The 20851-nt window shown below is 67.9% G+C and carries 19 protein-coding genes; 16 read left to right on the top strand and 3 right to left on the bottom strand.

What is annotated here, in order from left to right; translation table 11 throughout:
• Positions 1-34: 34 nt before the first annotated feature.
• The 5 genes from ACO1BR_RS24465 (at position 35) to ACO1BR_RS24445 (ending at position 5734) form a co-directional block, all read left to right on the top strand.
• Positions 35-481, top strand: coding sequence for a LuxR C-terminal-related transcriptional regulator (locus ACO1BR_RS24465; protein ID WP_426797234.1), 447 nt, complete (start codon positions 35-37; stop codon positions 479-481).
• A gap of 645 nt (positions 482-1126) precedes the next feature.
• The gene (locus tag ACO1BR_RS24460; RefSeq protein WP_426797233.1) at positions 1127-2185 is read left to right on the top strand and encodes a phosphotransferase enzyme family protein; all 1059 of its coding nucleotides are present in this window, start codon (positions 1127-1129) and stop codon (positions 2183-2185) included.
• Between the two features lie 310 nt (positions 2186-2495).
• Positions 2496-3149 (top strand): hypothetical protein, encoded by a 654-nt coding sequence (locus tag ACO1BR_RS24455; RefSeq protein WP_426797232.1) that lies wholly within the window; start codon positions 2496-2498, stop codon positions 3147-3149.
• A gap of 350 nt (positions 3150-3499) precedes the next feature.
• Entirely contained in the window at positions 3500-5212 is a 1713-nt protein-coding gene (locus tag ACO1BR_RS24450; protein ID WP_426797231.1) for a hypothetical protein, read from the top strand.
• 264 nt (positions 5213-5476) lie between these two features.
• Positions 5477-5734: a hypothetical protein gene (locus ACO1BR_RS24445; protein WP_426797230.1), complete on the top strand. Its 258-nt coding sequence runs from the start codon at positions 5477-5479 to the stop codon at positions 5732-5734.
• A 389-nt stretch (positions 5735-6123) separates the two neighbouring features.
• On the opposite strand, the gene ACO1BR_RS24440 is transcribed toward ACO1BR_RS24445, so the two are convergent.
• The gene (locus ACO1BR_RS24440; RefSeq protein WP_384978928.1) at positions 6124-6531 is read right to left on the bottom strand and encodes an acyl-CoA thioesterase; all 408 of its coding nucleotides are present in this window, start codon (positions 6529-6531) and stop codon (positions 6124-6126) included.
• A gap of 12 nt (positions 6532-6543) precedes the next feature.
• Positions 6544-8031, bottom strand: coding sequence for a helix-turn-helix transcriptional regulator (locus ACO1BR_RS24435; RefSeq protein WP_426797229.1), 1488 nt, complete (start codon positions 8029-8031; stop codon positions 6544-6546).
• Positions 8032-8694: 663 nt separating this feature from the next.
• On the opposite strand from ACO1BR_RS24435, the gene ACO1BR_RS24430 reads away from it, so the two are divergent.
• The 3 genes from ACO1BR_RS24430 to ACO1BR_RS24420 are packed head-to-tail and all read left to right on the top strand — an operon-like array spanning position 8695 to position 11689.
• Positions 8695-9354 carry a hypothetical protein gene (locus tag ACO1BR_RS24430; RefSeq protein ID WP_426797228.1) on the top strand — a complete coding sequence of 220 codons (660 nt, stop codon included), beginning with the start codon at positions 8695-8697 and terminating at the stop codon, positions 9352-9354.
• On the top strand, positions 9354-10499 hold the full coding sequence (locus ACO1BR_RS24425; protein WP_426797227.1) for an MAB_1171c family putative transporter: 1146 nt from the start codon (positions 9354-9356) through the stop codon (positions 10497-10499). The genes ACO1BR_RS24430 and ACO1BR_RS24425 overlap by 1 nt, the downstream gene beginning before the upstream one ends.
• Positions 10493-11689, top strand: a complete 1197-nt coding sequence (locus ACO1BR_RS24420) for an amidohydrolase family protein (protein ID WP_426797226.1) — start codon at positions 10493-10495, stop codon at positions 11687-11689. The genes ACO1BR_RS24425 and ACO1BR_RS24420 overlap by 7 nt, the downstream gene beginning before the upstream one ends.
• Positions 11690-11721: 32 nt before the next feature.
• Here the strand turns inward: ACO1BR_RS24420 and ACO1BR_RS24415 are convergent, their stop codons facing one another.
• Positions 11722-12591: a helix-turn-helix domain-containing protein gene (locus ACO1BR_RS24415; RefSeq protein WP_426797225.1), complete on the bottom strand. Its 870-nt coding sequence runs from the start codon at positions 12589-12591 to the stop codon at positions 11722-11724.
• Between the two features lie 303 nt (positions 12592-12894).
• Here ACO1BR_RS24415 and ACO1BR_RS24410 point away from each other — a divergent pair, with 303 nt between their 5' ends.
• The 8 genes from ACO1BR_RS24410 (at position 12895) to ACO1BR_RS24375 (ending at position 20808) form a co-directional block, all read left to right on the top strand.
• Positions 12895-14085, top strand: a complete 1191-nt coding sequence (locus ACO1BR_RS24410) for an MSCRAMM family protein (RefSeq protein WP_426797224.1) — start codon at positions 12895-12897, stop codon at positions 14083-14085.
• Positions 14086-14607: 522 nt separating this feature from the next.
• Positions 14608-15033 (top strand): sortase, encoded by a 426-nt coding sequence (locus ACO1BR_RS24405; protein WP_426797223.1) that lies wholly within the window; start codon positions 14608-14610, stop codon positions 15031-15033.
• Positions 15034-15073: 40 nt separating this feature from the next.
• Positions 15074-16111: a hypothetical protein gene (locus ACO1BR_RS24400; RefSeq protein WP_426797222.1), complete on the top strand. Its 1038-nt coding sequence runs from the start codon at positions 15074-15076 to the stop codon at positions 16109-16111.
• 404 nt (positions 16112-16515) lie between these two features.
• Complete coding sequence (locus ACO1BR_RS24395) at positions 16516-17433, top strand: helix-turn-helix domain-containing protein (RefSeq protein WP_426797221.1); 918 nt, start codon at positions 16516-16518, stop codon at positions 17431-17433.
• Positions 17430-18119, top strand: coding sequence for a zinc finger domain-containing protein (locus tag ACO1BR_RS24390; RefSeq protein ID WP_426797220.1), 690 nt, complete (start codon positions 17430-17432; stop codon positions 18117-18119). Before ACO1BR_RS24395 ends, ACO1BR_RS24390 begins: the two co-directional genes overlap by 4 nt.
• A gap of 156 nt (positions 18120-18275) precedes the next feature.
• Positions 18276-18902 (top strand): WhiB family transcriptional regulator, encoded by a 627-nt coding sequence (locus ACO1BR_RS24385; protein WP_426797219.1) that lies wholly within the window; start codon positions 18276-18278, stop codon positions 18900-18902.
• A complete protein-coding gene (locus ACO1BR_RS24380) occupies positions 18899-20620 on the top strand; it encodes a hypothetical protein (protein ID WP_426797218.1) in 1722 nt (573 codons plus the stop codon). Before ACO1BR_RS24385 ends, ACO1BR_RS24380 begins: the two co-directional genes overlap by 4 nt.
• Entirely contained in the window at positions 20617-20808 is a 192-nt protein-coding gene (locus ACO1BR_RS24375; RefSeq protein ID WP_384978890.1) for a hypothetical protein, read from the top strand. The genes ACO1BR_RS24380 and ACO1BR_RS24375 overlap by 4 nt, the downstream gene beginning before the upstream one ends.
• Positions 20809-20851 lie beyond the last annotated feature (43 nt).

The raw sequence follows: 20851 nt of genomic DNA, 5'->3' as shown, positions 1-20851 counted from the left end.
TCAGCAAACCCACACACCATCCGAAAGATTCCAAATGCCCAGGAATATCACCCCGATCGACTGCCTCTCGCCCTGCGAGATCCGAGTCGCCGGGCTCGCGGCGCTCGGCTTGACCAGCGGCGAGATCGCCCTGAAGCTGCGCCTCGCCAAAGGCACGGTCGACGGTCAACTCCGGCACGCGCAGCACAAGATGGGCGTCACCAGCCGGGCCTGCCTTATCCACCGCTGCTACATACGAATGCAGCTGCCCCGCCCCGCGCGCATCGCCTTGCCGGAGAAGCTCGACGACGCCGAGGTCGAAATCATCCGCCTCGTCGCTGAGGGAGCCACCTATCCCGAAATCGCGCTGCGGAACACTCAAGAGCTGTCACAGCACGGCGTCAAGGTTCGTGTCAAAGCCCTCCGAGAGAAGTGGCAGGCGAAGAACGATCCCCATCTGATCACGTGCGCCTGGGAGTTCGGTGTCCTCACCGCGTCATAGCCCGAGGACGGAGCCTTGGGCCTGCGCGGCAAGCCGGCCGCGCTGCGGTAGCCCGGCCCCGCCGTGTAGCTCCGCCAGATGCACGCGCCTGACCTGGCCGTCGACGGAACCGACTTCCCTCAGCCACGACAGCATCGAACAGTCCCCTCGGAGGATCCAGTTGACCACCCACGGAGCGAGGAGGTGGCTCTGCGATGGCACGTGATCCTCACTGCCCCGATTGCATACGCGCGGAGCATGTTCACGGCCATCTTCCACCGGAGCCGCCTGAACCTGACCCACCCATGCGCACCGCCACAGTCCTACTCCTGCTCCTGGTCCTCGTGGCGTTCGGCGGTGGTTGGCTCGGCCTCATGTGGATCGTGGCGCAGGGTATCGGCTGGCCCTAGGCAACCCGGCAGTACAGCAGCTAGGACTCGACGGGCGCAGGATCAGCCTCTGGTGCCTCGGCCCTCCCCTCGCAGGCACTCCCGCTACGTCTCCGTGTGGCGGTCGGCTGTCAGAGTCACGTGGGTCCCGACCACCGCCCCGAAGATTTCTTACGAAGGAAGGTTCCTGTGAAGATCCCGCTCACCACGTGCCGCAGCCGGTTGTCCACGGTGACGGGACTCGTGCACCTTCGCCACGGCACCGGGTGGTGACCCGGTGCAGGACGAAGAGAGCGTGCGCGGCGACGACTTCCTCTCCAAGGTGCTCTCCGACCGGTACGGCGTTGATGTGGCTTCCGCTGAACTCGTGCCGATGGGCACCGAGACCATCAACCGGCGCGTCACCTTGTCCGACTCTCGCCGTGTTTTCGTCAAGCAGTACCGCCGGTCGGCCGACCTGCGACAGGCCAAGACGGCTTGGGTCATGTCGGAGTTCTGCCGCCGCACCGCCCACGTACCGACCCCGAGGGTCTGGCCCAACCAGGACGGAGAGCTCCTCACCCTTGTCGATGGCGCCGCCTGGGTGGTCACCGATGAAATGTCCGGACGTGTCGTCTCCGAACCCATGACCGTACCGCGCGCCCAGCACATTGGTCTGCTGCTTGGACGCATGCACTTTGCCCTGGCGTCGTATCCACCGCCGGCGTGCATCCGGCAAACCAAATGGCGGACTGCGTCCGTGGACAGAGCTATCGCGGCGACCGAAGCGGTCCTGGTCCGCGCAGCCAAACAACACGACCCTCGGCTCTTGCTGCGGCGTGAGGAGTTGGAGCAGCGCCGAGACGACCTGCGCACTCATGTGCCTCGTCTCCGCAGCCGCTTGCCTGACCGGCTTGTGTCCCAGGCCGGGCATGCCGACTTCACCCGCACCAACCTCCTCGCCGACGGCGACGTGATCACTGCGATCCTCGACTTTCGGGGAGAGACCTGCCTGGCCGCCTGGGAATTGGGTCGCATCGCGTTCGATCCGCGCACTGTGGCGAACAGCCCGTACTGGAGGCAGCGAGCCATCCGTCTGGTCGGGGCCTACCTCGTGGAGAACCCGCGACTGCCCTATACCGACGTACGAGCCTGTGCTCGCGTCACGGTGTTGTATCTGCTGTTCAGCCTGTACGGGGCCACCACAGCCGAGTACGCGCTGCCCGAACCGGCAGAGAGCGACCTGCGGCGTCACTGGGCCGAACGGCAGGTCACCATCCGCCGACTCCTCGCTGAGCTTGACGACATCGAGGCCACGCTGACAGCGATCAGGCCGGGTAGGTGGGACAGGCAATGACCAGTGCCCACCCCATGCGGCTCGTCGGCGACCCGGCGCTCCCCAATACGTGCGTCTTCACCATCACCTCTGAGCGCCAGCGCCGACTCGCCTGGGGCCGTACGCGAGGACGGTCCGCCTCGACCGCGGCGAGGGGGTCGAGCACTTCCTGGTGCCACAACCGCGAGGACCCTGCTTTCCCTTCCCTGACAGGAAGTTGAAGGGCAGCCCGTACTCGGGTCTGGTGTGCCCCCCCGGGGCCACCGGGACGAATCAGAGATGGGTGGCATCACCAACACGGTGGTGGCACAGAGGAAGAGAGGTTTTCGAGATGGACAGGTTCATACCGCGCTTCCAGGGCCGGCCGTGGGTCGATGGGATGGAGGTCATTCACGCTTACCTGTTGCCACGGGTCGGCGTCGACGACGAGCTGCTGGCCCTCGCGCACGCGTGCCGCCCCGCGCTGCTGGAGTACCCGATCGACTTGGCGTGCCCGCCCGAGGCGGGTGATCCCGGAACGCTTCACGTGACGATCGAGATGGTTGCGGACGCCCCGGCGGGATGCGTATCCGCCAGTGAACGCACGGGCCTTATCAACGCGCTGCGCAAGGAGCTGGCCCACGTGTCCCCGTTTGTGACCGAGCTGGGCCCGCCCATCGGGAATGTCGCCGGCGCCGTACTCGACGTGTGGCCCGAGGAGAAGGCCGTGGCGCTGCAGGAGCGGGTGCGGACCGCAATCCGGGCAACCCGCGGGGACGCCGCGCTGCAGCATGACGGCGGTCGGCTCCATTGCTCGCTCGGCTACAGCTACGCCGCGGCCAACTCCGACCGGCTTAACAGTGCGCTGCGCGCTCTCACTCCGCGCCGGGCGCCCTTGCACGTTGGCGCCCTGCACCTGCTGAACGTCCGCTTCGAGATCGCCGAGGAGACCGGCGGATGGCGGCTTTTGTGGGAGCCGATCGCCGAGATACCGCTGGCGGGCTGATCTTCCGACGTCAGCCGCCCACCTTGGAGGTGCCGAGCAGTGCGGTGGCGGCGGTGGTCAGGGGGCTACGGTTTCTCACCCGAGTGTCGATGAGAAGTCGCAGCTGCTGCGGTACACCGGCCTGGCGCTTCGGGTATTGGGCACAGAGGACAAGCGTCTCGCCGCCGTGGACAGGGGAAGTACGGTGCTTATCCCAGGGGTTACGTCCGCCACGGTCTCGCTACCGCAACAAGGCTCCTGGATACTGACCGTAGGCCCCTGGGTCTCAGTTGCTGTCATCGGTGTGGGTGGGCGCTGGTTTTGGCCTCGGCCACTTCGGGTCGGGCTGCGGCGAGGTCTAGGGTTCGTCTATGGCTGTGCATCCGCTTGCTGACCGAGCCGCCACGCTTCGGTCCAAGACCCTGACCTTCCTGCGTGCACCGGTGAGCCGCGAGTTCTGGGCCTACCTCATGAACGAGGGCCACAGTTTCACTATGCCCGCTGTCTGGTCGGCGCTACCCGGAGCCCAGCGAGTGGAGTCGATGGTCGCCGCCGAGGGCAAGCGAGTCGCCGACGGTACAACGTTCGCGATGGCCGAGCCACTGGCACAGGCAGCTCGCGCGGTCGGCGAGGACCGTTCAATCTCCCTGCCGTTCACCCCGGATGTTGTGCCCGCACCCGCTGGCATGCTCGTGACTGAAGAGCCGCTGATGCACATCAACTCGCACCCGGTCATCGCGGTCACTTGGGGGCCCGCCATGGACGGATTCGCCGCCGGTGTGCATCTGACCTGGTGGACAGCTATGCCAGAGGAGGCTCAGGAGCCTGACGCGGCTGCGCGGGGCCGGCTGGTTCCGATGAATCCGGACTTCGACCTGCACCTTCCCTTCCTCCCGCTCTTCGACGCGCGCCTGCATACCGGGGAGCTTCCGTCCGGGCTGATCTACTCGACGGTTCCGCTGCGCACCGTGGTGGGTGCGTGGTACGCACTTACCGCGGGCAGCACGACGCTGTCCGAGCAGCGGCCGCAAGCCACCACGACCCAGGCGCTGAAGGAGCAGAAGGCGAAGAGGCGCGGCGTCCAGGTCGCCACCACCAGCGGAGCCGATGCTGCACGCCGGGACATCACCGAGCGCGCCGCGCAGAAGATGCTGGAGATGAGCCAGCAGTACGACATGTTCGATCCCCAGCCGGAGGTCGCCGCCACCCCGGTGAAGGTCTCCCATGGCGTCTACGACGCTTCGCTCGACCACCAGCTTGACGCTGGGCAACGCCGCATCGCCCATATCTATCGGGAAGCCGTAGACCACTGGCATCGACTGGAGATGCAGGCGATTCAGAGGTATCCGGGGGTCTTCGAGGACCTGGAGGCGCTGCGTGTGCGTGAGCACGGGCGGTGGCAGCCGTGGTGCTGGGTGCCGAGCATCCGCGTCGCGGCCTGGCTTATGGAGATGTACGACGCGCCGGCAGACAGGGCCGCGTGGGACGGGGCCCGCATCGCGGCCCTTGGAGCCTGGCGCAGCGGCGGCCGCCACAGTGTCCTGACCACCCTTCCCCTACAGGCAACCGCCATCGACCACGTTCCCGCTGACCTGCCCGAAACCATGCCTGCCCCGGGCCTGGGCCTGGTCATCGACGACTCCGGCACCGTGCACCTGCAGCTAGCCTGTCTCGATGACAGCTCTGGTGGCGAAAGCCCTGTGGATGCCGAGTTGTTGCTGGTCTCCAACTACGGTGAGCCAGCTCGAATGATCGACGACCTCACCAAGATCACCTTGTTCCTCACCGGCGAAACCCTCCTCGACGCCGTAAAGATCACTCAGGCGTACTACGACGCCGCCGCCGTGCAGAACGGCGAGCAGCCGCCGCATGCCGATGCAGCCGCGTATGCCGAACACGCCTATGCGGTTGGCCTGTTCGCTGGTCTTCTGTCCGCTATCTGTGCCCCTGGTGCCGAGTTGCAGGACGCCGGGGCATTGACGGGGCGCAAACTGCCTGCAGCATGGCCCCCGGAGCCGGGGCTGCTTTCGGAGACCACGCTCTGGCTCCTCGTCGATACGCCTGCTCTGCATACACAGGCGTAGATGGCGGACAGGCTACGCCCCGTACGCGTCGGGGCGTAGCGTGTCCGAGCACACAGCCAGCAACGCGAATTGACATTCGACCGCACGTTACTGCCAGGACTGGCATCACCACCACGACCGGGTGGAGATCACCTCGGGCGCCCTCGCGGGGGCTACGTCGTCGAACCGGGCCCCTTCGTTGCGCCGGCCGGACCCTCGATGCCGCCTCGGTCGAGTGGGCGCCCCACCAGCCCCAACCACCCCGAGTACGCGTCCTGGCGGGCGATGAACGCACACATCCGTGACCTCGACCAGCGGGTCACCCGAACTCGTGGTCGGCCACACAAACTGCTGAGCGTCGTCATCTGCGTGCGTCGCCAGGTGTGGACCGACAGCGAAGTTGTCGTCCTCTGCATCCCCAACAGCCTCAGAACCAAGCCGTCCATCAACGTCACTACGCGGTTCCCCGTGCGCCTCCCCAGCGTCGGCCTGGACCTCACAGCTTCTATCGTCATGGGAACGACCGCGAGCAAACCGTTCTGACACTGGCCTCCGAACTCGGCTTCACGGTCTGACAACGGTCGACAAGGACCGGCTGCGCGGTTTGGGGCCCCGCCCGGAGTCGAACCTCCTTGCCACCTACCCAACGCAGAGTGGTGTGCCTGGAGCTGCCGGAAGAGAGTTCGGCGACCTCAAAGCCCGACGCAGTGCCACCGATGAGACGGCGCTTCCGGAGGACGTGAAGATCTATGGGATGGCCGACCTCCTGGCCAACATGGGTGCCGCACCCTACGGCTGTGCCCCCTGTGCGTCATCACCCGGGCCGTGGTGCCCACGTCACCGCCCGGCGGCGACCTCACTGATCGTCGTCTGTGACCGCGGCGAGGACCGCGGCACGCTGAACCCTCGGCGCAGCTCCGCCACTTGCGGCATCAAGACACGGTGTGGCGGGCCAGGAAGGCCAGCTCGTCTTGGGTAAGGCGGCGGGGCCGACCAATGTCGAGGTTGTAGGCAGCGATCGTGGTCGTGCCCTCCACATACAGTTGATCGACGTCGCGGATCTCGTAGGCTAGCTCGAACGAGACGGCCCGGTGCTGTGCAACCCAGACGTGCACGTCGACCGGGTCTTCGCGGTAATACAGAGGGGCTCGGTACTCGACGCTGGCGCGGCTCACGACGAACGCGTTCTGGCGGCGGCCAGCCTCGTCGTCGGCCAGCACTTCCCGGAACATGCGCGTGCGCGCCTCCTCCATGAACCGGAGGAATAGGGCGTTGTTGACGTGCCCGTACGCGTCGGCGTCGGCCCAGCGCAGCGGGCAAGGGTAGATGTAGCTGTGCACGAAACGGGCTTTCTACGAGGCGGTCGGGGGAAGGTCCGCAAGGACCGCAGCAGCGTGAAGCTCGCCGCCGCGTCGTTCGCTATGTCCTGGCCTGGCAGTGCGCAGCGCCGGGCCGGGCCGCAGCTCGGTGACCAGGCTGGCCACGTCTTGACTGTCGGGGCGCAGATGGTCGGGTCCAGACAGGTCTTCCTGGATTTCGCGGAGCAGGCGCTGTTCCTCATCGAGTTCACCGAGGAGCTGCTCGATACGAGAGGCGGCGGCGTCGCGGGGAGCTGGCAGTGCGAAGCGTGTCAATTGCTTCAGCTCGGCTCGGGCCTGCGCTGGCAAGACCCCCCGCGGTATGCGGCCGATCACGGTGGAGGGTGACACTTCGCTGACGCCCCACTGCCCGGGGGCCTCTTCGACGGCCCAGACCACGGTGCGCTTGGCGGGCGAGAGGGTCAGCTGGCAGTCGGACCCGACAAGGCGGCTGAGGGCGGGCAGAAGGACGCCTCCCTTGCCGGCATGGGTCGCGGCCTTGCCTGCGTCGTCCACTACGAGGCGAGCGGTATGGACATCTTCGGCGCGGAGTCGCTCTGCCTCTGCAATCCGCTCCTGGGCTCGGTCAATTTCGCGCGGCGTGTTGTGGGTTTCGTCCAGCCAGCCGTTTCGGATACCGCCCAGTGCGTCTCGCTGGCTGTCTGGTTCTGCTTCGACCCAGGTCATGACGACGAAACGACAGTCGGGCATGATCGCGGGGTACGCCACGTGGCTGACGATTTCGATGGTTTTCCAGCCCAGGGTCGGCACGCTGGCCAAGAAGACGTGGCCGTCGCGATGCTGGACCATGTCGGTGTCCGCATCCCAGAGCTGCCGGACCTCGGGGTTCTTCTTGACGTCCTCGATCAGTTCCTGCAGGTCTGCGTCATCACGGTGGGTGGTGAGCGCAAAGCGGAGCATCCGGATGAAGACCGTGGCGTGCTTGTGCCAGTCGTGATAGGTGGCGCGCCCCTCGGCGGTTGTGAGGGCCCAGCGGATCAAATTGGCCCGGGGCTCCATGACCCACGGCCATATCTCGGCCATGGCCTCGTTGTACGCGAGGATGTTCCAGTTGCGGTCGGACAGATAGGTGGGGCTGGGCATCTGCCGGTCGATGAGCAGCCTCAGCGCCGGCTTCACATCATGATGACCCTCGGCAGGCACGGAGCGCAGGTAGGTGCCCACGTTGTGGAGCAGCAGGGCGTGGCGCTTCTCTTGGTCGAGCTTCAGCACCTCTGCCAGAGCATCGCACTGGGTCTGTGAGAACCGCGGCGTCGCGCCGTGTTCGATGGTTCGGTACGTGCGCTCGCTGATGCCCAGGGCCCGCCATACAGGTCGCTGCGTGAGGCCGGCGGCTTCGCGCCATTGCTTGAGCATCGCGCCGAACCCCATGTATTGCCCGGCGACTCCGGTGGGCCGTTCGGACGAAGTCCTCTTTCCGGCAGAGCCCTTGCCGCTGCCGACCCGCCGCTGCGCGACCATCAGCCCTCCTGTCGTGTCCTCGCTCCGGGGAGACGCCTGCTTTCGGGCATGAAAAAAGAGGGGTCAGCGCGACCGCTGGCCCCCCTGCGTCTCGCGGTAGACAATACGCAAGATTTTGCGATCTTGTGCACTTGTGGTACTGGCCACATACCTGGGAGAATGTCACGGTTCAGGCTTGAACATTTCGACCGGAGCGGCGGGGTGATTGCCCCCGAAAGGGACATCTCCCCTGTCCATCCCGTCGAAGATCGCGGGACCGGCAAATGTTTGCCGGTTTTCACCTCCCCCCATCGCGGCTGGTCTAGACCGCGATTGCGGAGCCACTCCCCAATTCGCCGGACTACCTCATTCCGCTTGTAAAGCAAGGCAATTGGAGACTCGCGAGTACCTCAGCGGGCGCGCGAGACCCGAGCGATCTATCTATGCAAATCGGTCATATGGTCGCCGTTGACGCCCTCTTGGCGTCTGACTTAAATCTTCTTACCGGCTGGTTCGGCAAACAGTTGCGGCATGAGACACACGGGGTCGAGTGAAGATCATCTCCGACATCACCGGGGCTCTTTTGCTCGTCGATAGGGACGTAGTCATGGGGCACTGAAGCCCCTCGCCCCGGCGCATCGCAAGATCGGCTGCGGGGGAAAACCATGAGTATGAGGAACCGTTATGTGGTGGTGGAACGGCACCCCGGACGCCCGGAATGTGCTTGTCCAGGGAGCGGCGGAGGCCGATGGTCACGGCGTGGGCACGGGTGCCGACGCAAGACAGCCCGGGGCCGCGATGCGGCAGCGGGGACGTACCTGGCGTAAGCGTCCGGCCGACAGTGAGCTGCAACGTCGCATCCGGCAGCAACTGCGTGATCTTGACCTTCAGCCTCCGCTGAGCGTGAAGGCCCTGTGCAAGGCGCTCGGCGAGAAGCGCGGGCGCCCCATCGAGCTTCGGGCGTACCCCCTGCCGAAGCCAGGGCCGTCGGGGCTGTGGTTCGAGACCCCAACGGCCGACCTGATCATTTACCAGCAGGAAACGACCAAGCTCCACCAAGATCACATCATCTTGCACGAGATCGGCCATATTCTCGCGGACCACCAGAGCGACAACCGCGTGGACGAGTGGCATGCGGTGATCGCCGGACTTTCGCCCAGCGCCATACGCCGGGCGCTGGGGCGCTGCACCTACGACGACGCACAGGAACAGGAGGCAGAGCTCGTCGCGACGATCATTTTGGGCTGGGCCTCGGCGCTGGACCGTGTCACGCCCTGCACTTCGGTGGACCCGTCGGTGCGCCGCCTCCACCACACATTCGGTGCCCCTGAGGGGTGGTTGTGATGGCAGTCGTCTTGGTCTTTGCCGCCCTGGCCGGCGCCGTCGCCTGGAGGCTGTTCCAGCTGCTGAAGGACCCGCGCAACCCTTCGCAGCGCAGCGTGAGCTTGTGCCTGGCGTGTGCTTTTGCGTCCTACCTGGTCGCCGCGCCGGTCGGGCCCGCCTTTGACACCGTCGCGGACCCGGGGTGGGGCAAGCTGCTGCAGAATGTGCTGCTTCTCGCAGCGGCGTACTTCGTGATGTGTGTCTACCTGTACGCGGCGTCGGACGAGCGCACGGGCAGGCGTCGGGCGCGGCTTGAGGGCTTGGCTCTGGCTCTGGTCGCCGGCGTGATCACCGTCGCGGCCCTCGCCGCTCCCCGGTCTGCTCTGACCGGCAGCGTGCGGACGGCAGACATGACCGTTGTCCAGGTCTCCGTGTTCTACCTCACGGCCGGCCTGTACTTGCTCTACGCGTTGGCTGCAGCCTCCTACTGGACCCGGCGGTATGCGCGGATGTCCCAGCGTCCGGTGTCCACGGGCCTGTGGGTAGCGGCTGTGGGGCTGCTCGGTGGCGCCGTCGTGTGCGCGGTGAACGCGGTCTTCGTGATCGTCCGCTGGCAGGGCGGTGCCATACCCAAGGCTCTGACTGTCGGTGTGGCGCTGGTGCTGATGGCTGCCCTCACGCTGGTCGCCTTCGGCTTCACCTATCCGGGTGTGCGGGCGCGGCTGGCCGCCGTGCGGGTATGGCGTGAGCACCGCCGCAACCACCGCCAGCTGGAGCCTCTGTGGCGGCTGCTGTGCCAGGCATATCCCCATAGCGTCCTGACACTCCCGGGTGGCACATGGCGTGACCGCAGGCGGGCCAACGGCGTCCATCGCCGCTACCACCGCCGCGTGGTGGAATGTCGTGACGGTCTGGTGCAGATCAGTACGCGCCTGCAAGGCTGCGGGCACGAGGGCACCATCGTGGACTTGGCCCGCCCCGAGGTCCTGGCCCAGCAATTGCGGGCCGCCGTTGACACCATCGCGAACGGCGCACCGGTCTCGGACCGGGCGGTCCCGCTGGCCGTGCCGGAGAACGGCGATCGGGACACTGATGTACAGCAACTGGTCGCACTGTCGCAAGCGTTGCGCAGCGGAGCCAGAAGCGGAAGGGAAGCAAGGTGCTGATCACCGCTGGACGAGTCCTCGCCGATACCGCGGGCGGGGGCGTTGCCGAGGGCGCTGTCCTCATCCGGGGTGGCACGATCGTCGCTGCGGGTGGGCGGGCTGAGGTCGAATCCCAGGCCCAGCCCGGCGAGGCGCGGATGTCCTTTCCACGCTCCACGGTGTTGCCCGGCCTGATCGACGCACATGTCCACCTCTGCTTCGACGGCGGGACCGACCCGGTCGCCACGCTGCGCGATCGGGATGAGGACGCTCTCCTTGGCGACATGACGAACCGGGCCGAGCAGCTGTTGAGCACTGGTGTGACCACCGCACGCGATCTGGGCGACGGAAGCGGCCTCGCGCTGCGGCTGGCCGACGCCATCGCGCTCGGTTCCGCCGTGGGTCCGCGGCTGATCTGCGCGGGGCGTCCGCTGACCACCAAGGGCGGGCACTGCTGGTTCCTCGGCGGTGAAGTCGACGGGGAGGACGAGATCCGCGGCCTCATCCAGCGCAACATCGCAGCCGGCGCGAAGGTCATCAAGGTGATGGCGACTGGTGGCGGCCTCACCAAGGGCGGGCCGGCCAGCTGGGAATCACAATTCACCCCGGATGAACTCGCGATCGTCGTCCAGGAGGCTCGTCAGGCCGGGCTTCCCGTCGCGGCACATGCCCACGGGGCTGACGGCATCGCAGCCGCGGTGGCCGCCGGGGTGGACACCATCGAGCACTGCACGTGGATGACCCGCGACGGCTTCGAGGTGCGCGAGGAGGTGCTGGCCCAGATCATCGACAAGGGCATCTTCGTCTGCCGAACCGTCAGCCCCCAGTGGCCTAAGCTGCCCCAGATCTTCGGCCCCGAGCGCGCCGAGGCCCTGGTCGCCATGGCCCGACAAGTCGGGGAATCGGGGGTGAACCAGATCGCCGGTACTGACGCCGGAGTGGGGCGTGCCGGGTTCGGCGGGCTGGTTTCAAGTCTCGGCTTCTACAGGCACCTCGGGCTGCCGAACAGCCGGATCATCGAGATGGCGACCGTCCACGCGGCGCGCGCGCTGGGTCTTGGTGAGGTGACGGGCAAGATCGCCCCGGGGTACAGCGCGGACCTACTCATCGTCGACGGTGACCCGCTGACGGACCTGGACGCGCTGCGCTCGGTCAACACCGTGTTCGCCGCCGGCCAGCAGTACCAGCCGAGCGGCACCTTGGGCGCGTAGGGTGCGCGACCGTCACACCGGCAGGGCGGAGGTCACTGTCCCTCGTCGTCGGCGGCGGGCAGTCCTCGGTCCTGGAGTTCGACGACGACCTCGTTGACGAAGGCGAGCACGTCTGCGGGAAGCCCGCTTCGCTTCGCGCCGTGTGCCACAGCCCGGGTGACCTTGCCCTCCCGGGCAAGGGCCAGCAGTCGCAGCCCCTCGTAGATGTGCCGGGCCACCGCGTGTTGGGGCTCGAAGTACATCGGCTCGACGCCGAAGATGTCGGCCAGACCGTGGTAGACGATCGGCTTGGCCGTGGCCTGGACGCCGGACAACAGGTCCTTCACCTCCGCTTCGGAGATGACCACGGCACCCGCATACGCGTTGACCCCCTCGGCAATCTCTCCGGCCGTCGGCGCGACCTGATCGCCGGGGTACAGGTGCTCCATCAAAAACGCGATCTTGTCCGCGAGCGCCGTGGGTACCTGGCCCGGCTCCGGCACGTCCCGCCCAAAGGACCGCTCCTGCGCGGCCAGCAGCGTGTCGACACTGACCCCGTACGCCTCCGCGAGCGGTGGGACGTACTTCGGGTCCAGTCGGCGGATTGCACGCTCCGCGCGGCTGACGGGCGCGTGGCTCTTGGTGCCGATGAGCCGGCCGGTGTCCTTCTGGTAGATCCCGGCATCGGCCCGCAGGTCCGATAGGTCAGGTAGACCCACGCGGGGAAAGAGGACGTCCAGGGGCTTGCCGAGGATCTTGGCGAGAGCCGGCAAGACCTCGGCGTCAGGACGCTTCTTGTCGTTCTCCCAGTTCGCCTCGGCGGAGTCGGAGACACCCACGCCCTGCCCCACCTGGCTCTGCAGGAGTCCCGCCTCGATGCGCGCCACCTTGATGCGGCGTCCTTCGACGAGACGCTGGGACATGTAATGCACTCCAATGCATGCAAGGTTTGGTGAATCAACCCTAGCAACTTGTACGTGTGCATGGAGACAGATAGCCTGACCATGGCGAGATCGACCGGGGAGAAGACCCGTTCCGCCTGGTCTCTTCTTCGCCCACGTACAGAACTTCCTTGCCCTTGGGGCGGGAAGCGGCACCGGGCCCAGCCAGCTGCTGGCCTGAGAAACCCGCTGGCGGGCCCGGCATCATCCCCATTCGGAGACATCATGAGTTTTGCATCATCACCTGCCCCTTCGCACGCCGCACGTCGGTTTCGGCGTTCGCTGGTGGCTGCGTCAGCGGTGGCGGTGGGCGCGGGTGCGCTGCTGGCGCCGAGCGCGTCGGCGGCTGATCAGTGGGGCCGGGGTTTCTTGATCTCGGACTCCGCCGGACACGCGGACGCCTCGCACATCGGCGACTACCGATCCGCGGTACCTGGCGTGATCGCGTACTGCGCCGACCCGGGCCTTGCCGGGCCTCAGGCCGCCGGCGGTTACGGGGCGGCTCGGGACTACACCTCGTGGACGTCGCAGGCCACCGGCAAGGCCGCGACCGCCGCGCAGGTCTCTCAGGCCGCGTACATCGTGTCGAAGTACGGCGAGGCCGGCTCGGATGCGCAGGCCGCCGCTGTCGACGCGGACGTCTACAGCCTCCTGAACGCCGGATCCACCTACGCGCTGCCCGACGGGACGCGGGCCGTGCAGCGGCTGTCGTACCCGCAGGTGGCCCCGCAGGCGAAGACGCTGGCCACCGCCTACCTGAACGAGGCCGCACGGTTCGCCGGCCCGTACAAGGTCCACATCACGCCCCTGGCCGCGCTGCGGCCCGGCGTGACGACCGGCATCAAGATCACCGTTACCTCCGCCGCCGGAAACGCAGTGCCGGGCATCCGGCTCAACCTCAAGGCCGCCCTCAACGGGACGAAGGTGGCGGAGGACACCGAGTCCACCAACGCCCAGGGCATCGCCTACGCACACGTCACGGCCGCCAAGAGCCAAAGCGTCACGCTCACCACTGAGGCCATGGGCCTGCCCGGCACCACACTGCGCGCCGTCCTGCCCCACAACAAGGACGCGCAGCGCATGGTCATCGCCGGCGGCACCACCAGCGCCACCGCGCAGCTGACGATGACGGCCACCGGGGAAGGCGGCCGGATCAAGGTCACCAAGACCGCAGGCGACACCGGCAAGGTGCTGGCCGGCGTCAAGTTCGCGGTGCGCAACAAGGACGGCAAGACGGTCGCGACCGGCACGACCGACGCCAGCGGCGTGTGGCAGACCGCCGAGCTGCCGGCGGGCGAGTACAGCGTCCACGAGGTCGAGGCGGTCGACGGCTACCAGCTGGCGGCCGACCAGCAGGCGACGGTCAAGGACGGCAAGGCCACTGCGGTCGCCGTGCAGGACACCAGGATCCCCAAGTCCAAGGCACCCAAGCCGCGGCCGGTGACGATCAAGGTGCTGCCGAAGACCGGGGCCTGACCCCCCGTCGGTACGCGGTCTCCCACCGCGCACCGACGTGACACTCCGCAGCGGGGCGGGGGCCCTGAGCTGGTCCCCGCCCCGACGCGTACCCCCGTCCTGACATCTCGCTCCCTGGAAACACCCATGACTGAGTCCTCCAACCTTCCCAGCAACAAAGCGAATCCGGCAGATCAGACTCCCCTCCGGACGCCGCCCAGCAACCTGTCACAGCGCGCTGCCCGTTGGGGCAAGCGCCGTCGAGGTGTCATCGCCGTCGGCGTCACCGCCGCCGTCGCGCTCTCCGCGACCGGGGTGGTCTTGGCGCAATCCAGCCAGGCTCCCAAGACACACGCGACGTCGGACACCCCGACACCAGCCGCGCCATCCCACACAAACCCCTCTCCGCGCGGCACCGGCGAGACGTCCAGCCCCACGTCTGCGACCCACGAGGCCACTCATGCGCTCGCCGACTGGGCCGTTCACCCCTCCCCCTCGGGCGAGAGCACCGTGTCAGGGGCGGGAGGGCCCATCATCGACGTCGTGCGCATCCCCGCCCTCGGACGGAACTGGGCACAACCCGTCTACCAGGGCACCAACTCTCAGCAACTGCAATCCGGGCTCGGGCACTTCGATGGCACGGAGGAGGCGGGAGGGATCGGCAACTTCGTCCTCGCCGGCCACCGCTCCGGCATTCCCTCGCCTCCGCTGCGGGACGTCGACAGCATCAAGCCGGGAGCCTCGATCATCGTGTCGACGCCACAGCGGATCACCTACACATACACCGTCACCCGCATCTCCACCGTCGACCCCACGGACGTCGCTGTCACGGCCCAGGTCCCAGGCCAGCCCAGCGCGACACCCACCAAGGCGATGCTGACGCTGGTGACCTGCTGGCCTGCCGACGGGCACAGCAAGCGGGTGGTCGTCGAGGCGAGGCTCGCCTCCGCCCGAGGCGGCGAACGGTGAACTCCGTATCGACTGGTCGCGAACTGCGCGGGAGAGCGTGATGCTCGGAGCAAAGAGATATAGCGACAGCGCGACCTGGACAGCTGGTGACGCCTTGCATGCGAAGACATCCCTTGTCGGATGGTTGCGTACCGAATCCGCCGCTCGCATCCTGTGCCACCTCCTCACAGACGAGGAAGATTCCATCATCCTCGAATGGGCCGGCATGCCGGTCAAGGAACGCCAGCGCTGGCTTCAGGAACATCTGTCCGGTCAAACCACTCCAGCGCCCGGTCCGCAGCCGGCGAATTCAGTGGACCTCCAACTGAGTTCTACGGCTGTCCGTGACTGTGAAATCGTCTACGCCGATCCCGCCATGGGCGACATGGTTGCTGCCGCAGCGCAGAACATGCCCGCAATGGAACTCCGCCCCCACCACTTCCTTTCCCCCTTCGGCATGGTGGTCTTCGCCAAGCCGCTGCCAGAAGTCCTGCACATCCAGGGAAGACGTTCCGTTCGCCCATGCGCCTACATATGGGAGGTCTCGGAGTCAGACGTCATAGTTACCGAGTGGGAACGAGGCTTCGGCCCCAGGGCGTTCGAGAGCATAGGAAAGGTCTTCTACCAAGGGCTGGGCCCCTCCGCGTTCTCGCGAGCCCGCTTGGGAACCAACGACTGGGCTCTTAACTGGCACCGGCAGAACCCTCTGGCAGTGCTGTTGTCACTGACAGCACTGTCGCGACAGGCACTTGCGAGCGTCGACGTACCCAAAGTGCCCCAACAAGTCGCCGGGCGCGCACGCCGGGCGGGCATTGACGTGCAGCGGTTCCGCCGGATTCGGCTCCGGCAGCCGGAACGCGCAGCGCTCGAACTCCAGGCAGCCCGGGACAAAGCCAATGGCACCACACGAGCCGGGCATTGGGTACGAGGTCATTGGCGGCAGCATTACTACCCCAGCATTGACGAGCATCAGCCCCTATGGATTGAAGGCCACCCGCGGGGAGATTTCACCAAGCCCGTGTCCAACACGCCGAAAGTTCTGATTGCCAACGGCGATCGGAACACGAAACGGCGGGTTTCAAGCCCCGTGCCCTGCTAGAGCACAGACGTCCTTTCAGGACTTCGAGAGCTATGTCTGGTCTTCCGGCAGCGGTCTGCGTATGTTGCTGGTCCCCCGCCGGGGTCCCGCCCGGCGGACCGCCGAAAGTGAAAGGGGGGACCCATGAGACGCGCACCACCCGGCTCCGGACATGGCACCGGCGTCTGAAAGTTGCAACCTTCCAGACGCCGGACGGCCAATGACACTCCCGCCCGCACAGGGGCGCGAGATCACCCACCAACACCGCGCCGGCCCCTTTCCACAGGCAAACCGGAGCGGCTCCACTTCACAGGAGAGTGTCGCATGCCCTCTGCCCTGCGCAAAAGGCTCGACGTAGCGGCCTGCGCGGCAACCCTCTGCGCCTCGGGGGACCTCCAGTCCCGCATCGTGGGCGGGAGCGGCCGATGAGTGTCGATGCCCGCGAGTGGGGGTGGGAGCACAGCTCCAGCAAGGGAGTGGCGCGCCTGGTCCTGCTGTCGATCGCCGACCGCGTGCCGGACGAGCAGTGCGTCGCCTGGGCCTCCCTGGCCAGCCTGGTCACGCGCACCAACGCCTCGCGAACTGCCGTGCGGACCGCACTCGCAGCGCTCGCCGAGAGCGGCGAGCTGGAGCTGCTCGACCATCTGGACGGTCCGCAGCGCACCTCGGTCTACCGCCTTCCGCGTGCCGCCGCCTGGCTGGCCAAGGTCGCCGAGGCCACAAAGGACGACCCGAACGCGTACGTCGAGCCACCCACGGACTCGGACCCGGTACCCGAGCTGGACGAGGAGGCCGAGAAGAAGCTGCGGCGGTACGGCATCTGGCCCAAGAAGGGTAGGGAATCCGACCCCTCGCAGCGGAATCCGACCGGTGCGGAATCTGACCCCTCCCGACGGAATCCGACCCCTCGACGTGCCGGAATCCGCACCGTCGAAGGTACGGATTCCGCACCCCAGAACCGTAGTGAACCGAAGGTGAACCGTAAAGGCAGCAGTAGTGGTGCTGCCGTCACCTCGGCCGGCGAGTGGCAGATCGACCCAGCGACCCACGACTGGGCCCGCCAGCACGGGCACCTCGACCGCCTCGGCGAGGAGGGCCTGCAGGCGGCCGACGCCAAGTGGCGCGCCCACCGCGCCGACTTCAAGCCCCGGACGGCGGCTTCCTGGGCTGCCGACTGGCGCTCCTGGGTCGCCCGGGAGCACGCCCCAAGCCGCCCGAAGCTCTACGCCCTGCCCGGCAGCGGCTCCGCCCCGAAGGGCGGCATGACCCTCGCCGAGGCCCACACCGCAGCCCTCCTCGCCGCCCTGGGCGAGCCGACCGGAGAAGGAGCAATAGCCCAGTGACCCCCCACGAAGTCGGCGCTCTGCTGGCCTACCTCGGCCGCCTCGACCCCCGCCTGATCCGGACCGACACCGGTGAGGCCCGCGACCAGATCGCCCGGTGGCACGAGTTGCTCGGCGACGTGCCCCTGGCCACCGGCCACGGCTGGGACACCCGCCTCGTCGCCCGCGAGCACATCCTGGAGTCGCCGTACCCGATCCTGCCGGTGGACATCGCCCGCAAGTGGCGCGCCTACCGACGCGACCGGCTGCAGCGGCACACCGACCCCACGCCGGCTGCCGACCCCGACGACCAGGCTGCCTGGCAGGCTGAACTGGCGCACAGTCGGCGTGCGGTTGCCTCGGGGGCCGTCGTGCCCACGGCGTGCCGGCAGATCGCCAGCGGGCGGGTGCGTCCTGATCTGGAGGAGCGGCTGCGGAAGATCGGCTCGTGCATCCCGCCGGCCGTGCGCGCCGAACTCGCCCCCTACCGGCCCGCCCGCGCGGCCCGCGAAGCCGCCATCGCCGCAGGAAGCCCCGACGCGCTCAGCGTGCGATGCGAGTGGTGCCACGCGGGCGAGGGCGAGCCCTGCCGCAGCCGGCGCATCGGTCTGGACGGACGGGCCCGGGGGAACGCCCCGCGCGCCACGCCGCACCCCAGCCGCGTCGACCTCGCCACGGCGGCACGGGCCCAGCACGCAGCGGCGTGATCGCCCACTGACCGCGCGCTCGGCCCCCTCCCCCCTCCTTCCGCTCCGGTGCGGCCCTGCTACCGCACCCCTGCCCGCCTCGACGCCGCGTCCGCCGCACCCACCCACCAGTGCCGCGTACCCGCCCACCCTCCGAGGCGACTTCCGGAGACTGACTTGCGCAACATCACCACCAACGACACCCCCACCACGCCCCTTCGAGGGATCGCCGACCACAGCTGGCAGGCCCGGGGCCGGTGCCAGAACCTGCCGGCCAAGGACATCGACGAGCTGTTCTTCCACGCGGCGCGCGACCGCGCGGCCATCGACGAGGCGAAGACGATCTGCGGCCGGTGCCCGGTCAAGAAGGCGTGCTTCGACTACGCCCTCGACAACGAACTCCGCCACGGCATCTGGGGCGGGCTCACCGAGACCGAGCGCCGCCCCTGGCACGCCAGGGTCAACAAGCGCCTGGACTACAGCCGCGTCAAGGCCACGTTCGAAGGCCGCCACGTCCACCTCAGCGACGCCGAACGCGAGGCCGTCACCCGCCACGCCTACGCCCGCGGCTGGAGCCCCGAACGCCTCGCCCACGCCCTGCAGCTCGACCTCGACTGGGCCCGCGACCTGATGCGCAACGCCGCTCACGCCGTCGCCGACCGCGACCGCTACTGGGGGCTGTACGACGAGGACGAGACCACCGACGACGAGCACACCGAGGACGAGACCGACGCCTCGCCCGTGCAGGTGCCCCGCCAGGTGCACACCCAGGCTCTGATCGCCGCTCTCCGAAAGGCAGCATGACCCCCCTCATATCCCTCGGGAGCGTCCCGATCGACCCGGCATACGTGGTCGCAGTCGGCGCCGCGCTCGCACTGGTGCTGGTCGCATGGCGCAAGAGGCACGTACGGACCCGAACGGAAGGAGCGCGCTCGGGCACCCTCGCGGTCTGTGTCGCCTCCCTCGCCGCACTCGGCTGCACCATCTACTCCGGCGACACCAGCTGGCGCTTCGCCTCCGACTACCTCGACATCGCCGGCACCACCGAACGGGCCATGATGTTCGGCGCGGCAGAACTGGCCTTGTTCGCCACCGCGCTGATGGCCCGGCAGAACCTTGCCACCCAAGGAACCCCGGGGCTGCCTGGAGGCTTGGTCTGGGTGATCACCGGGGTGCAGGTCATCCCGGCGTACGCCGAGTCGGGGCCGGTGGGCGGCGCCGTACGCGCCTTCGTCGGCCCAGTCCTGGCCGCCATGCTCTGGCATATGGCCATGGGCATCGAACTGCGGCTGCGCAAGCCCGACGCCACCTCGCAGGGGGCCCTGGCCACGCTCGGACGGGAGATGCGTGAGCGACTGTTCTCACGCCTCGGCCTCGCCACGCGCAACCGGAACGCAGCACAGATCACCCGCGACCGCGCCACTGCGCGCGCGGTGACCCTCGCCTCGCGTCTGGCCAGCCTGTCCCCCGACAAGCGCAAGAAACGACGGGGGCAATGGATCACGCGTCGACTGGAGTCGGCACTTGCGCGATCCGGTGTGGGCACCGACCCGGAACAGCGGTGTGCGCTGTTGGATCAGCTGGCCGCCCGTCGCCATGCTGCGGCGCTGGCAACGGTCGACCTGTCCTCGCCGTGGTCCCACCCCTCACGGAACCGGAGCGAGGACCACGGGGAGCAGCGCCCGGCCCGTCTGCACCCCGATGACCTGGAGGCGTTCTGGGACCAGCTGGTCCGGTGGCTGCGCTCGGTCCCCGACGCCGGTCCCGAAGAAGGACACCCGACAATCGGGGACCGTCCCGACGCAGGCCACGCGGGACCGTTTGCGGGGACCGACCTCCACCGGGACCGTCCCCACTCGGTCCCCAGCAGCGACGGGGACCGTGAACCGGCTGGGGAGCGTGCGGGTGTAGAGGGCTGGAGCCTGCCCAGCACAACCGACACCGCCACGATCGGGGACCGTGAAGACGCGGTCCCCGGGACCGACGAGACCGGTGACCACGCGGGCGCAAGCGCCAGCGATGCCCGCGAAGCCGCCGCTCAAGGCGCCACGAGTCCGTCCCCAACTCCGGTCCCCAACAAGGATGAAGACCGGGACCGCCCCGAGACCGCAATGGGGACCGAGCCACGCGGGGACCGTCCCCACACCATCCCCAACGACGACGGGGACCAGGACCACCCCGACACCGAAACGGGGACCGAGCCACGCGGGGACCGTCCCCGCGTGGTCCCCGTGCGGAAGGCGCCGAAGTCGAAGGGGCCACGGAACCGCCCCCGAGGCGGGCAGACCAAGCGCACTCGGACGCAGCAGCTGACCGTGGACGAGATGGTCGAGCGGGTCCGGCCCCACGTGCCCGCGCTGTTGGAACGCGACGGCAACGAGTCCCTCACCCGGGTCCAGCTGAGGGAGATCCTCCGCGCCCAGGGCCTCCAGGGCGGTCGGAACGAGCGCCTCACGCCGGTCCTGCAGCAACTGCGCGACGAAACCAGCACCACCACGACGACGAGGAGTACGACCCGATGAAGACCTGCCAGCGCTTCACGCGCATCCGAAGCGGCTACGAGCAGGACATCCGCTTCCTGATCAACCACTCCGAACGCCACCAGGGCACCGTGTCGGGCAAGGTCAGCGCAAAGAACGCCCTCGCGGTGAAGCGGAAGATGGCCAGGGCATTGAACTGGCACTTCGATCGCTGCCGTGAGTGCGGCTGAAGTCCGCAAAGACGCAGGTCACACGCCTGCTTTCGGCACTTCC

The sequence above is a fragment of the Streptomyces sp. YGL11-2 genome, assembly GCF_050054615.1.
Lineage (GTDB): Bacteria > Actinomycetota > Actinomycetes > Streptomycetales > Streptomycetaceae > Streptomyces.
This window is presented reverse-complemented; position numbering and strand designations above follow the sequence as displayed.